Genomic DNA, 14,136 nt, shown 5'->3' with positions numbered 1-14,136 from the left:
AAGTCCCTTAGCGTAAAATTTCCAGCCCGGTTTGCTCAGGTCAGTTAAACATTTAAATCGTATGCGATATACTCAGCCCCACCGAATAAATGGTAAAAATACAGAGAAATCTTATATGTTTCAGGATAAAAAGCTGGTCTGTTTTGATCTAGATGGTACGTTGATTGATTCTGTAGGCATCTGGAATCAGGTCGATGCAGCCCTGATTGATGAGCTCTCCAACAGAAAAGTCGATTTACATGAGATTCAGATTCAGCAACAGCGCGATCTTCAACTTACCGCCTTGAGACATAGGTCAGATCCTTATCTGGAATATTGTGGATTTTTAAAAGAACAATACGGTTTTGAACCAGCTAAAGAAGAAGTAAAAAATCGTCGTTATAGTATTTCCCGACATTTTCTGGATGATATCGTCGAGTTAAAACCTCAGGCAGACCTCCTGATTCAGGCTTTAAAACAGCAACAGATATCACTGGCTTTGACCACCACCACCAGTTTATTCAATGTACAGCGCTATCAGGATAACAATCGAAATATTAACTCTAAAATCAGCTTTGATGAGGACTTTTCCTTGATTCTCACCCGTGAAAATGTCCAGAACATTAAACCTCATCCCGAAGTTTATCTGAATGTTTTGCAAGCCTTTAACCTTCGACCTGAGGAATGTCTAATTATTGAAGACTCTCTAGTCGGTGTAGAAGCAGCAAATCATGCGGGCATCGAGGTAGTGGGAATTTATGACCAGCACTCCGCTCATGAAATAGATTTGATCAAAGCCAAAGCAAATTATTATGTCGAAAATTTTGCTGAATTATTAAGTTCATTCAATAACAACATCCACTAAAAAAGATGCCATGAAGCATCCTTGTTCATGACATCTTGAATACTATTTGTGGCTTAAAAATCTTGCTGACTATTTGGCTTTTTTATAGATTGAGCCTGAACCAACCAGATTTCCGGTTTTCTCATCGATTGCAAAATCGACCATACCTGCACCTGCGTTCAACTGAAGCATGCCATTTTCGTTCACTGCAGCGGGCATTGGATTCTTTTTCTCGGTTTTACCGGTTTCCTTATCTTTGATCGTATTGGTAATCAGATAATTTTCACCATTTTTTGAAATAACCAGAATATTTTCAAGTTTTGGATTTTCCACGGTGTTTTTCCAGTTGCCCTGATAATCTGGTGCGGGTGCTTCAGTGGTGTTACAAGCAGTTAAAAGTACTAATAATGGAATTGCTGAAAAATATTTAAGATGTTTCAAAACTGAGACCTTAAGTGTAACGACGCGGCCATTATAGAGAGAAGCCCTTAGGGCTGAAGCAGGTTGTTGTAGGCAAAGCGTTTCAGCAGTACTGGATCTGTTTTGCTTTCGTCATTTTTTGAAATCTGTATCCATATTTTATTCATAAACAGGAGGATTTTAATGATATTGAATCTGATAAAGGTCAAAAAAAAATTCCTCAATAGACCATCCAAATCTATTGAGGAGTACCAAAACGGTAAAATAAGTAAAGCTTAAAAATTATGACAATAGTTTCGCTTTAAAGTAGTTGAATACAGATTTGGCAGCATGGGTTTTTTCAACCACCTGCTCAGTCCAGTGATTCGGTAGAGAACATTTAGCCAGACCTACCCACACTGTAGAAAACTGTTTCATGAAGCTGGCTTCGTTATAATGAATACCATATTCTGCACAGAGCGCTTTGATTTTTGGCGCAACCTGCGCATAGCGATTGGCGGGCATGTCCGGGAATAGATGATGCTCAATCTGATGACTCAAATTACCACTCAAGATATGTAGCCAAGTTGTTCCACTAAAATTGCTCGAACCGCGAATCTGGCGTAAATACCACTCGGCACGGGTTTCATTGTCGGTATTGTCCATTTCAAAGGTTTCAGCATCTTCAGTGAAATGACCGTTAAAAATGACGGCAGAAGCCCATAGACTGCGAATCACATTGGCCACCGCATTTCCGGTAAATACCGGAATGGCATTTGGCCCTGCAATAATCGGGAAAAACACATAATCTTTTAACACCTGACGACGCATCTTCTGGCGCAAAGGTGCTGCTTCTTCCCAGACTTCTTTCCAGGTTTTGGTTTTATAGGCAATCACATCTTCCAGATGCAAACGTTGCAGGCCAACATACCATTCGAAAAACACCATTAACTGAATGCCCAATGGAATATTGAACAGAAAACGTGGTTCCCATTTTTGTGATTCACTAACTCGAATCAGCCCATAACCGACATCATGATCCATTCCGACAATATTGGTATAAGTATGGTGAATATAGTTGTGCGTGTATTTCCAGTCATCGCCGGTTGAAATCGTATCCCAGTCATAGGTCGCACCGTTCAGACTCGGATCATTCATCCAGTCGAACTGGCCATGCATGACATTGTGACCGAGTTCCATATTTTCCACGATTTTGGAAAGACCGAGCAGACCTGTCCCCGCCAGCCATACCGGTGGCAACCAACCGGCAAACATCAGCATGCCACGTGAGGCAATTTCGCTATAGCGGACAAAGTTGCGGATTTTATAAATATATTCGGCGTCTTTTTCCCCCAGATCATCCATGACCTCGCGGCGGATCGCATCGACTTTGGCACCGAATTCCTCAATCTGTTCAGGACTAAGAAATTGGCTTTTGCTATGTCGTTTAAAATCAATTTGCATATTCATGGGAGCACCTTCTTATAGTTTAATTAATGGCTTATCAATAGTTTATAAATTAATCACCACAGGACTCACTGCCTGAGAAATGCACAGTTTGATCTGGGTATTATTACCATGATCAATTTCACCGGTCAGGACATTTCGTACCGAACCACTGACTTTGGTACAGGAACAGGTATTGCAGATACCCATTCGGCAGCCATGCGCTGGTCTCAAGCCGGATTTTTCGGCACTTTCCAGTAAGTTGGACTGGGCTTGAAATTCCTGCTGCGATCTTAAAAACCGTACCGGCTGTGCTTTAATTTTTTCATCGACCACAATCTGGAAATATTCCCAATGAAAATTGGATTTCAATTCCAGTTTATCAACGATGCGAAGTGCGGCCTTCATCATCCCGGCGGAGCCACAAGCATAAATTTTTCGTTCTGCAAAGTCTGGCACCAGCTTTTGTAATAAGCTCTGCGTCAGATGCTGCTGGTGTTCCACGGTATTGAAATGGTGATATTTCAAGTTTGGATGCATAAGAGCCAATGTTTTCAGTTCAGCATGAAAGGCATCATCTCGAGTGAAATAAATCAGGTCGATCTGTTCCAGAGACTGAATGACTGCTTTTTGCAGCAAGGAGTAAATGGCGGTAATACCACTACCTGAAGCCAGGAATAAAATCGGCTGGGTGGATTTTTGCAATGTGAACTCACCTTGGGGCTGTGAAATTTCAATCACTGCACCAATTTGCATCAGGCTTAAGGCACGTGACACTTTACCCTGCTGTTTAACCGCAATGATCAGATCACCATTTTTCAATACCGTTACTACAGAATAATGTCGCTGATGACGTACGCCATCAAGTCTGATGGTCACTGCAATATTCTGTCCGGCCTGAAATGACTTGGCTTTAAAATTATGATTTGGACGTAAGTGAATCTTGAAAAAGTCTGGGCTGATGGCTTGAATGCCCATAACGGCAGCCTTAACTTTTTTGATTGCCCAGGTTGGATGGATTTTTTCACCAATAAAATCAATGAAATCTTCCCGGATCCAATGCGGCTGATAGGTTGGCATGCTTGTCATTTTTATCCCCTTATCCGCAGACAGCTTCATTAATGTACAACTGTCTAATTATTATATTGCTCAGAATAAAGAATTCTCACATTCACACCATGTCAATACAGGTCAAATTATGTGCCTAAGCCATATAATATGACTTTTTGTCGGACAATATCATTTAAAAGTATCGATCAAGACTATATGGATTGAGAAAAAGTATTTTTAAACAAACAACGCTGCTTAGCCTGGACATAAAAAAACTGACCTCTCATTAGAGATCAGTTTTTTGACTTCATGTTAGGATTTTCAGCTTAAATGATGCGTTAACCTGCCACCTGTTCCAAAAGAATAGTACCATATAATTCACGCAGATCCTTTTTCAGCATTTTACCGGTACCACTGAGAGGGATCGCATCAACAAATACGACTCGGTCTGGAATCTGCCATTTGGCTACCTTGTCCGCATAATAATCTAGCAAATCAGTTTCACTTAGCTGGCTATCCGGTTTTTTAATGGCAATCAATACCGGGCGCTCATCCCATTTAGGATGCTGGGCGGCAATTACGGCTGCCATCGCAATTTCCGGATGCCCCATGGCAATATTTTCTAGCTCCACCGATGAAATCCATTCTCCGCCAGACTTGATTAGATCTTTAGAACGGTCACTGAGTTTCATAAAGCCATCCTGATCCAACGTGGCAATATCGCCGGTATCAAACCAGCCATCTGCAGTCAAAGCTGATTCTTCCTTGCCGAAATAATGGCTGATGACCCAATGCCCTTTCACCTGTAAATTTCCTGTGGTCTGTCCATCACGCTCAATTTCATGCGTCCCTTTTTCTGCATCAGTCAAACGTAGGTCAACCCCGAATGGTGGACGACCTTGGGACAGCCGAATCTGTAATTTTTCTTCATCAGACAGATGTAAATGTTTGGTCTTGAGCTGATTTGCCGTACCCAGTGGACTGATTTCTGTCATGCCCCAGGCATGGATCGTTTCACAATTAAACTGTTCTTTGAAAGCTCTTAACATGGCCGGTGGGCATGCCGATCCACCCACTACATTTCGTTTTAGGCTTTCCAGTTTGGAGCCTGACTGGTTTGCGGCGGCAATCAAACCTTGCCAGATGGTCGGTACGCCAAGTGCTACCGAAACCTGATAAGTATCAATCAGGTTGACCAGACTGGCGCCATCCAGACCCGGTCCAGGAAGGACCAGAGTGCATCCCACCATCGCAGCGGCATACGGCGTGCCCCACGCATTTACATGGAACATAGGCACCACAGGCAACATAATATCGGCAGCTGAGACATTTAAGGAGTCAGGTAAAATGATGGCATAGCTATGTAATACCGTAGAACGATGGCTAAACAGTACACCTTTGGGATTGCCCGTAGTTCCCGAGGTATAACATAAAGAGCTTGCCGAGTTTTCATCAAGTGTTGGCCACTCAAATTCTGTATTTTGCCCGGCAATCAGATCATCATAAAATTGTACTTCTGGAATCGCTTCTCTAACTGCCGGATCAACCGCATCCAGACAGATAAAATGCTCGACTGAGGTCAACAGCGCTTTCACGGCTTTAATTAAAGGGACAAATGTTTTATCGAACAGCACCACGCGATCCGCAGCATCATTAATAATAAAAATCAGCTGTTCCGGAAATAAGCGAGGATTAATGGTATGACAGACCAGGCCGCTGCCAGAAATGGCATACCAGGACTCTAAATGGCGATGATTATTCCAGGCAATAGTCGCGACCCGATCTCCCTGCGCCAAGCCGAGTTGTTGTAATGCATTGGCAAAACGTTTCGAGTTTTGATGAATTTCTCCCCAATTGGTCACTGTAATACTGGTATCGGTATTTTTGGAAATTACCTCGGTATCGGCATGATAGCGTCCTGCATGTTCAATCATGCTGCTGATCAGTAAAGGCTGAAACATCATATTTCCGAGCATTCTCCACTCCTTTGCGCTTGTTATTGGTCCGTATTTTCGTATCGTTGTTATAGTTGCATGATGGCTCGGTCTTAGACCGTCACTTACTTTTTATCATCATGTGGACCGAATTTAGCAAGGAAATCTAACTTTGTAAGTATCGAATTGTGACAAATTAAGCCAAGTGACTGAGGCGTATAAAAATGGGAATACAATTTATGTAGAGATAAAATTTCCACAGAAAATCTGAAACCGGATTTTCACTTTAATTGTCGTGTATCAAGACTCAAGCTTAAAAATAGAATGACAATAAGCCTAGTCCTCCCTTTTGTTATATTAAGCATCTTAAAATATGCTATAAATCAAAATAATTAGAACAGTTATAGTTCAAGAAAGTGTATGTATAAGTCTGAAAAACTGGCACAGAATATCCGTCAGATGATTGAAAATGGCGTATGGAAGGCACATGAAAAATTGCCTTCACTTCGCGAACAGACCCAATTATCTGGTTATAGCCTGATGACGGTACTCAATGCTTATCAGGAACTTGAAGCACAAGGTCTAGTCTATGCCAAATACAAATCGGGCTATTACGTTGCAGAACACACTCAAGCACTGCTCAATAGCAAACAGTTCGTACAGATTGGTTTAAATCCTAAAATTCAAATCAACTCGGTGGTATTTAATTATTTAAAATCGACTCAGTCAGCCGAAATTGTGCCTTTTGGTTCTGCCTTTCCCAATGCAGAGCTGTTATATAACGCCAAATTTATGCAGATTCTGGCGCAGCAGGCCAAAAGAAAAAGCAGTTATAACAATCAGAATCACATGCCGCCCGGGAATCAGGACTTGAGGCAACTGATTGCCAATCGTTATCAATTACAAGGGATTAAATGCAATCTGGATGACATTGTCATTACATCCGGTGCACTAGAAGCATTGAATCTGTCTTTACAGGCCTTAACCCAACCCGGTGATTTTATTCTGCTACAGCAAACCATATTTTATGGTGCCTGGCAGGCAGCCGAGCGTCTGGGATTACAGGTGATTACGATTCCGGAACATCCACAGTTTGGCTTTGATCTGGAATCATTTGAACAGGCTTTAAAACAGTATCCGATCAAGGTGTGCTGGCTGATGCTGAATGCCCATAATCCGATTGGCTTTACCGTCAGTTCTGAAATCAAACAAAGAATTGCGGAACTCTTGTATGAATATCAGGTGTATTTAATCGAAGATGATGTTTATCAGGAATTAAATTATGGTTCATCCAAACCGCTACCCGTTAAATATTTTGATCGGCATCAGATGGTTTTGCACTGCGCCTCATTTTCGAAAACGCTGGGGATGGGTGCACGCGTCGGTTGGGTGTATGCCGGCCCATTTTCCGATGCCATTCAGCACTTACAGCTCATGAGCACTTTAACAGTCAGTCCCTTACTTCAAAATGCGCTGGTCGAATTTATTTCACATCATCATTATGAAAAACATTTGCGGCATTTAAGGCAGCATCTGGAAAAATATAAAAAGAAATTTTATCAGGAACTCAAAGCACGTTTGGGAAGCATCTGTGAAATTTATTATTATTCCAGTGGTTATTTTCTCTGGATTGAATTACCTAAAGAAGTTGATGCCCAGCAGCTCTATGAACAATTGCTTCAACAACATATTTCAGTTGCCCCTGCACTGCTGTTTAAGCCTGAGCCTACCAGCCAACATTATATTCGGCTGAATTGTTCGTTTGAATGGACAGCCAATATTGAAAATGCAGTCAATCTGCTGACAGAAACCATTCTTCAAAATAGCAAAAGCGCGGATTAATTCATCCACGCTTCTGTTACAGATCAGACTTTCTTATGAAAGGAGTCTTAGAAGTTGTAAATAGCAACCGCATTAATACGGTTATCTTCACCTGTAGTGCTGCCATTTGGTGTAGCAGCAGCCAAAGCTTCACGTTCACCATAGACATATTCGAGACCGAAACTTAAAGGCTTGGTTGGACTATAGAACACGTTAGCCCAAGCTTGCCATAAGTCTTTATTGGCTTTGGTCTTGTCAGTGACTGCATTGATATAAGCCTGATCTTCATCAAAATTCATATAGCCATAACCCAAGGTACCGCGCAATTTGTCATTAAACTGCTGAGTCAGGCCAACTGAAATTGAATCAAATTCGCTTTGTAATAAATCGCCATTTGCAGCGGTAATCACACCCGTATTTGCATAAGACACAAAGCTGCTATCGCCTTTAACATGGTAATAGTCAGCTTTGAGCGTTGTACCCGGTACAATATCATACTTGGCACCTAAACCTACACCCCATGCCATTTTTTCATCTTCATTGACACGCTTTTCATTCCCCATCGCACGGGCACTGACTGTAAGATTATCAGCAAATTTATGATTTAAACGTGCTGTTAAAGCAGGTAGACGTTGTTTAATACCAGTAATGGTTGCATCTTTAGGATCTTCTACTGCAAATACCAGATTGGTTTCAGGACTGATTGTGCTGGTATAACGAACTTGTGGTGTCCGTTTAATTGAACCGCCAGCGTAAACCAATGCATCTACAGTTTCTGGAATATAATCTGGCACCGCAAAGTTCGACCAGGTTTGACCGATCAACCAGTTGGCATAGCTGATATAAGCATGACGGATACGCAAATTATCAAAGCTTGCGCCGCCCAGAAAATCCACTTCAACTTTACCGCTTAAAGCTTTATCTCCAGCACCGACTGGTGCTTTAAAATCCATGCCTAAACGGGTTGCAGCCAGAGTAGATTTAAATTCATCACTACGCTCACCGACACCTTCTAAAGGTACAGCATTAATCTGGTTATACATACGTGCTGCTGAACCACCTTCAGCCTGATAAGAGGCATCGGCACGAATATTTCCATAAAGATTAAATTCGGCACCACTGGCAATTTTCATGACGGGTTTGCTTGCTGGAGCAGGTGTTGCTGCAACATGTGCAGTGACCACAGCCGTTTGTCTTTGCTGTTGCTCAACCAGTGCGCGTAGAGCCTGAACTTCCTGGCGCAGTTGTTCAATTTCCTGCTGATTCGACTGAGCTGAGGTTTGTGCTTGAGTCGACAAGCTGATGCCCCCTAAACTCATTGCCATCATGCTCATCAGAACTGTGCGTTTGAATGTGATTGTTGGTTGATTAAATAATTGTGTCGTGTTCATCCTAAACTCGCTTTTTATTATGCGTTTCGATTCTAGCAACAGATCACCACCCGTTACGATGGCGATCTATATCATTGGGAATATTATCTTTATTGATTGAAATCTAACTTAATGTGTCGCTTCTTTTGCCAATGGATTCGGCTTCACATCAGGTGTTGCAAGGGCTTGGCCATCTACGGAAGTTTTTAAGTTCACCAGGAAAATTGCCAGCGCAGCGATTACGCCAGGAATCGCAATTGCAAAGAAGTTCATTTGATGCGGTAAATTCATGGTTAATAAAGCACCAGTGAGTACCGGCCCAACAATTGCACCAATACGTCCAATACCTGATGCCCAGCCCATACCGGTAGAACGTACTGTCGATGGATAATACTGCGCCACGAAGGTATAGAGCAGAATTTGTGAGCCAATCGTTGCAGCGCCTGCTACAGCAATCAAGGTATACAGAACGAATTGTGGACTGTTAAAACCAAGCAGAATCAATGCAATGGCACCACATAAGAACATGATAGTCAGCACTTTTTTGATATGGAATTTATCTGCGAGATATCCACCACCAATTGCACCTACCATACCGCCAATATTCAGTGCGAACAGGAAGATCATACTTGCACCCAGCGAGTATCCTGCCTGAATCATCAGTTTTGGTAACCAGCTACCCAAGGCGTAGACCATCAACAGGCACATAAAGAATGCCAGCCAGAACATAAAGGTACTGAAGCTACGGCCTTGTTGAAAGAGTGCTTTTAATGGCGCCTCATCCCCTTTTTGCACTTCATTCAGTACAAACTGGGTGTCACTAGTGATGACCTGTGTCGGAGAAATTTTCTGAATAATAGTGTGTGCTTGAGCCGTCTGTTGCTTGTTGGTCAGGTACATCAGGGATTCTGGCAGATATTTCCATAGAATCGGCAAGATGAGCAATGGAACGCCTGCAAGCAGGAACATGATTTTCCAACCAAATTGTGGCACCAACCATGCACCGAGTAGCGCAGAAGTCATCCCGCCAATGGCATAACCACTAAACATCAGGGCAACCAGCGTACTGCGGATACGTTTAGGCGCATATTCGGTCATCAATGCCACGACGTTAGGCATGACACCGCCAATTCCAAGGCCAGCCAGGAAACGTAAAATTCCGAATTCGACTGGTGATGTGGCAAAGGCACCGATAAAGGTAAACCCACTAAAAATAGCCACACAGATCATGATGGTTTTTTTACGGCCGAGTTTATCGGATAAAGTACCGAAACTCATGGCACCAAACATCATTCCGAATAAGGCAGTACTGGCCAGCATGCCCGCTTGTACCGCACTTAGCGACCATTCCTGCATCAGTAACGGCAACGCCACCCCATAGATGACCAGGTCATAACCATCAAAGATAATGATCAGCAAACACCAGATCAAAACCCCCCAATGAAAGGGTGTGAATTTCGCTTCATCAATCAGCGTATTTATATTCACTTTATTTGTAGACATCTCCACCTCCTAATTGTGAAGTTCAACTTATGCTGCTCACAATGCAGAAAATAGGAAAAAATGTCTAAAACTGAATAGGCATGGCTTTATACCTATAAGGTCTGGGTCAAATTAAACTATTCAATTAATTAATAAATATATTATTCAATCATGATGTTTTTAAAAACAGCTTGTTTTTATCGCGTCCTCATCGATTTTTGGTGCTATATTATTCACACGATTTTTAGCGATTAAAATACCGATCGATCGTATTTTAGCGCTTCAAGATCATAGACTTGATACACAGCATCAAACAGGTAACGAATGTATTCGCTTTCATCCATATTGCGCATCGCCATAAAGACAGGACTCACTGCAAAAGCATCTGCTAGAGGTACAAAGTTGAGATGGGCTAATTTAATGTTTTGTGCGCTTTCCGGTACGATGCAGACGCCTTCTCCGGCAGCGACAAAGCCCAGTGCCAGCTGTAACTCACGGACAATCCGGATATTTTTCGGTTCAAGACCATACTCAGAAAATATGCCACGAACCTGGGTAGAGAAATTTGCCTTTCCAGTATTCGGATATAAGAACAGATGCTGATCGACCAGTTCAGATAAATGTATATTTTCACGATGAGCCAGTACATGACTTGAATGAGCTGCCACCACTAGGCGTTCTTCACGCAATAACACCCGTTTTATCGCAGGATCCGAGATTCTTAAACGGCCGAAACCGACATCAATTCTTCCCTCTTTCAGCGCCTGAATCTGCTCATAGGTATTCATTTCAACCATCTCAATTTTGAGCTGGGGATGTTGCTGCTTAAATAGAAACACAATACGCGACAGCAAGCCGAACAATAAAGAGCCGACAAAACCAATGCTAATGGTGCGATCCGCGATACCAATCCGCTTGGTCATCGATTTGATTTCTTCCGCATTAGACAAAAGTTTAACCGCATGCTGATAGAAGAATTGACCTGCTTCTGTGGTCTTAAGCGGTCTACTCCCTCTTTCAAAGAGCTGAATATCCAGTTCCTGTTCCAGATTTTGTATCTGTCTGCTTAAAGGTGGCTGAGCAATAAACAGTTTTTCTGCCGCTTTGGTAAAACTTTGTTCTTCGACGACGGCAACGAAGTAACGCAAATGTCTGAGTTCCATGGCTGTGAATACCTTTAAAGTATAAAAAAATGCTAAATCGATCTTAGACCAATCAACATTATTCTTTTAAGGTATATCAAGTCAAAGCATTAAAGCAAGAATGTGAACCCGTATTATGTATAAGTCAGTTGAAACCTTGCTGGTAGAAATTCCAACCATTCGCCCTCACAAGATGGCAGTGGCGACGATGCAAACCCAGACCCTGGTATTGGTCAAAATCACCAATGAAGATGGTTACATCGGTTGGGGTGAAGCAACAACTATCGGTGGCTTAGGTTATGGTGATGAAAGCCCGGAAAGCGTAAAAGTAAATATTGAAACTTATTTTGCGCCTCTTTTAAAAACATTATCAGGTTTGAATGTTGCACAGACATTACAAGCAATTAAAAAGAATATTAATGGTAACCGTTTTGCCAAATGTGCGATTCAGACTGCACTTTTAGACATTCAGGCACAACGTTTAGGTTTGCCATTAAGTGAAGTCCTCGGTGGCCGCTTACGTGACAGTATTCCAGTTCTTTGGGTATTGGCTTCTGGCAATACCGAAAAAGATATTGCTGAAGCAGAGAAAATGGTTGCGGCAAAACGCCACAACATTTTCAAACTGAAAATCGGTTCTCGTCCGGTAGAAGAAGATGTTGAACATGTGCTGGCAATTAAGAAAGCCTTAGGCAAAGACGTTTCGATCCGTGTCGATGTGAACCGTGCCTGGTCAGAACTGGAAGCGATTAAAGGCATCCAGTTATTGCAAGATGGCGGTGTTGATCTGATCGAACAGCCATGTGCAATTGATAACCTGGACGCTATGCGCCGTCTGACCCGACGTTTTGATGTTGCCATCATGGCAGACGAATCGTTAATGGGCCCGCACTCAGCGTATGAGATTGCCAAACAAAACGGTTCTTCTGTATTTGCAGTCAAAGTTGCCCAGTCGGGTGGCCTGATTGAAGGTTGCGAAGTAGGCAAGATTGCCAAACTTGCAGGTATTGACCTGTATGGCGGCACCATGCTTGAAGGCCCAGTGGGCACGATTGCTTCGGCACATGTGTTCTCTACTTTTGAAAGTCTGGCATTTGGTACCGAGCTGTTTGGTCCTCTACTGCTGACTGAAGATATTTTGAAAACCCCACTCAACTATCAAAACTTTGAACTTGAGATTCCGAAAGGACCAGGTCTGGGGATTGAGTTGGATGAAAACAAGATTGACAACTTGCGTCGTCAGTAATTAGGAGAAACCCATGCTTTTCCACGTACGTATGGATGTAAACATTCCACGTGATCTGCCAGTTGAACAGGCAAACGAAATTAAGGCTGTTGAAAAGGCTTATTCACAGGAATTGCAGCGTCAAGGCAAATGGCGTCATATCTGGCGCATCACGGGCCAGTACTCAAACATCAGTATTTTTGATGTTGAAAGCAATGAAGAGTTGCACAACCTGTTACAAGGCTTGCCTCTCTATCCTTATATGAACATTGAAGTAATGGCATTAAACCGTCACCCATCTTCAGTTCGAGATGACGACAGTTGATTAAATGAGCGGATTGGGAGTCACCGGATTCCCCTTCCAAATCGAAAACAGAGGGTACCTCAACAAGGATTGTGGCCAGCCAGATTTAGCCAGCCAATGAAAGCTAAAAAAGTGCGCCACTAAAAGATGAAAGACATACTTTAGGAGCAATAGTATGAATCGCCAAGAAATTGATGCATTAGTTAAGCAAATGAACGTTGATACAGCGACAGGTCCTGTAGATGAACGTGTACAACAAGTTGTTGTACGTTTATTGGGTGACCTTTTCCAAGCGATCGAAGATCTTGATATTTCCCAGTCAGAACTGTGGAAAGGTCTGGAATACTTTACTGATGCCGGTCAAGCGAACGAATTAGGTTTATTGGCTGCAGGTTTGGGTCTGGAACATTACCTAGACTTACGTGCTGATGAAGCGGATGCTAAAGCAGGCATTACTGGCGGTACGCCACGTACGATTGAAGGTCCACTTTATGTCGCTGGCGCACCTGAAACAGTAAGCTTTGCGCGTATGGACGATGGTTCTGAAGAAGGCAAAATCCCGACTTTAATCATTGAAGGTACAGTGACGGATACTGACGGCAACCGTGTTGAAGGTGCCAAAGTTGAAATCTGGCATGCAAACAGCCTGGGCAACTACTCATTCTTTGACAAGTCACAGTCTGACTTTAACTTGCGTCGCAGCATCATTACCGCTGCCGATGGTCAATATACTGCATTGACTACAATGCCAGTGGGTTATGGCTGCCCTCCAGAAGGTACAACTCAGTTTGTACTGGACAAATTAGGCCGTCATGGTAACCGTCCATCGCACGTACATTACTTCGTATCTGCACCGGGTTACCGCAAGCTGACTACTCAATTCAACATTGAAGGCGACCAATACCTGTGGGATGACTTCGCATTCGCTACTCGTGAAGGCCTGGTGGCAACTGCGGTTGACGTGACTGATGAAGCTGAAATTACAAAACGTGGTCTGAACGGTCCTTTCAAACACATTCAATTTGATATTGAACTTGTGAAAGAGAAACAAGACGCGCCTTCTACTGAAGTTGATCGTCGCCGCGCTAGCGCTTAATACATTAAGAAGCGGGATATGCCTTGAGATATATCCCGCTGACT

General features: G+C 42.8%; 12 protein-coding genes. 5 read left to right on the top strand and 7 right to left on the bottom strand.

The window, feature by feature from the left end; genetic code table 11:
- Positions 1-115: 115 nt before the first annotated feature.
- Positions 116-844, top strand: coding sequence for an HAD family hydrolase (locus F894_RS04375; RefSeq protein WP_004280390.1), 729 nt, complete (start codon positions 116-118; stop codon positions 842-844).
- Between the two features lie 69 nt (positions 845-913).
- Here the strand turns inward: F894_RS04375 and F894_RS04370 are convergent, their stop codons facing one another.
- The 4 genes from F894_RS04370 to F894_RS04355 all read right to left on the bottom strand — a co-directional run bounded on the left by F894_RS04370 (position 914) and on the right by F894_RS04355 (position 5,694).
- Complete coding sequence (locus tag F894_RS04370; RefSeq protein WP_004280391.1) at positions 914-1,264, bottom strand: hypothetical protein; 351 nt, start codon at positions 1,262-1,264, stop codon at positions 914-916.
- A 261-nt stretch (positions 1,265-1,525) separates the two neighbouring features.
- Positions 1,526-2,692 (bottom strand): fatty acid desaturase family protein, encoded by a 1,167-nt coding sequence (locus tag F894_RS04365; protein WP_004647028.1) that lies wholly within the window; start codon positions 2,690-2,692, stop codon positions 1,526-1,528.
- A 42-nt stretch (positions 2,693-2,734) separates the two neighbouring features.
- A complete protein-coding gene (locus tag F894_RS04360; protein WP_005246261.1) occupies positions 2,735-3,757 on the bottom strand; it encodes a flavin reductase family protein in 1,023 nt (340 codons plus the stop codon).
- A 299-nt stretch (positions 3,758-4,056) separates the two neighbouring features.
- A complete protein-coding gene (locus F894_RS04355) occupies positions 4,057-5,694 on the bottom strand; it encodes a long-chain-fatty-acid--CoA ligase (protein WP_005246259.1) in 1,638 nt (545 codons plus the stop codon).
- A gap of 378 nt (positions 5,695-6,072) precedes the next feature.
- On the opposite strand from F894_RS04355, the gene F894_RS04350 reads away from it, so the two are divergent.
- Positions 6,073-7,494 (top strand): aminotransferase-like domain-containing protein, encoded by a 1,422-nt coding sequence (locus F894_RS04350; protein WP_005246257.1) that lies wholly within the window; start codon positions 6,073-6,075, stop codon positions 7,492-7,494.
- A gap of 47 nt (positions 7,495-7,541) precedes the next feature.
- On the opposite strand, the gene F894_RS04345 is transcribed toward F894_RS04350, so the two are convergent.
- The 3 genes from F894_RS04345 to F894_RS04335 all read right to left on the bottom strand — a co-directional run bounded on the left by F894_RS04345 (position 7,542) and on the right by F894_RS04335 (position 11,488).
- Positions 7,542-8,864 (bottom strand): DcaP family trimeric outer membrane transporter, encoded by a 1,323-nt coding sequence (locus tag F894_RS04345; protein ID WP_005246254.1) that lies wholly within the window; start codon positions 8,862-8,864, stop codon positions 7,542-7,544.
- Between the two features lie 108 nt (positions 8,865-8,972).
- Complete coding sequence (locus F894_RS04340) at positions 8,973-10,346, bottom strand: MFS transporter (RefSeq protein ID WP_005246252.1); 1,374 nt, start codon at positions 10,344-10,346, stop codon at positions 8,973-8,975.
- 230 nt (positions 10,347-10,576) lie between these two features.
- Complete coding sequence (locus F894_RS04335; protein ID WP_005246251.1) at positions 10,577-11,488, bottom strand: LysR family transcriptional regulator; 912 nt, start codon at positions 11,486-11,488, stop codon at positions 10,577-10,579.
- 115 nt (positions 11,489-11,603) lie between these two features.
- On the opposite strand from F894_RS04335, the gene F894_RS04330 reads away from it, so the two are divergent.
- From F894_RS04330 to catA, 3 genes are all read left to right on the top strand, one after another.
- A complete protein-coding gene (locus F894_RS04330) occupies positions 11,604-12,713 on the top strand; it encodes a muconate/chloromuconate family cycloisomerase (protein WP_005246249.1) in 1,110 nt (369 codons plus the stop codon).
- A 13-nt stretch (positions 12,714-12,726) separates the two neighbouring features.
- On the top strand, positions 12,727-13,017 hold the full coding sequence (catC, locus tag F894_RS04325) for a muconolactone Delta-isomerase (protein ID WP_004647036.1): 291 nt from the start codon (positions 12,727-12,729) through the stop codon (positions 13,015-13,017).
- Positions 13,018-13,171: 154 nt separating this feature from the next.
- The gene (catA, locus tag F894_RS04320; protein ID WP_005246248.1) at positions 13,172-14,092 is read left to right on the top strand and encodes a catechol 1,2-dioxygenase; all 921 of its coding nucleotides are present in this window, start codon (positions 13,172-13,174) and stop codon (positions 14,090-14,092) included.
- Positions 14,093-14,136: the final 44 nt, after the last annotated feature.

The organism is Acinetobacter sp. CIP 51.11, from assembly GCF_000369665.1.
GTDB lineage: Bacteria > Pseudomonadota > Gammaproteobacteria > Pseudomonadales > Moraxellaceae > Acinetobacter > Acinetobacter lwoffii_S.
This window is presented reverse-complemented; position numbering and strand designations above follow the sequence as displayed.

What these genes read in the sequence shown, in the direction of transcription:
- F894_RS04360 (WP_005246261.1), bottom strand. Translation starts at nt 3,757, where the DNA reads ATGACAAGCATGCCAACCTATCAGCCGCATTGGATCCGGGAAGATTTC.
- F894_RS04340 (WP_005246252.1), bottom strand. Translation starts at nt 10,346, where the DNA reads ATGTCTACAAATAAAGTGAATATAAATACGCTGATTGATGAAGCGAAA.
- F894_RS04350 (WP_005246257.1), top strand. Translation starts at nt 6,073, where the DNA reads ATGTATAAGTCTGAAAAACTGGCACAGAATATCCGTCAGATGATTGAA.
- F894_RS04375 (WP_004280390.1), top strand. Translation starts at nt 116, where the DNA reads ATGTTTCAGGATAAAAAGCTGGTCTGTTTTGATCTAGATGGTACGTTG.
- F894_RS04355 (WP_005246259.1), bottom strand. Translation starts at nt 5,694, where the DNA reads ATGCTCGGAAATATGATGTTTCAGCCTTTACTGATCAGCAGCATGATT.
- catA (WP_005246248.1), top strand. Translation starts at nt 13,172, where the DNA reads ATGAATCGCCAAGAAATTGATGCATTAGTTAAGCAAATGAACGTTGAT.
- F894_RS04330 (WP_005246249.1), top strand. Translation starts at nt 11,604, where the DNA reads ATGTATAAGTCAGTTGAAACCTTGCTGGTAGAAATTCCAACCATTCGC.
- catC (WP_004647036.1), top strand. Translation starts at nt 12,727, where the DNA reads ATGCTTTTCCACGTACGTATGGATGTAAACATTCCACGTGATCTGCCA.
- F894_RS04365 (WP_004647028.1), bottom strand. Translation starts at nt 2,692, where the DNA reads ATGAATATGCAAATTGATTTTAAACGACATAGCAAAAGCCAATTTCTT.
- F894_RS04345 (WP_005246254.1), bottom strand. Translation starts at nt 8,864, where the DNA reads ATGAACACGACACAATTATTTAATCAACCAACAATCACATTCAAACGC.
- F894_RS04335 (WP_005246251.1), bottom strand. Translation starts at nt 11,488, where the DNA reads ATGGAACTCAGACATTTGCGTTACTTCGTTGCCGTCGTCGAAGAACAA.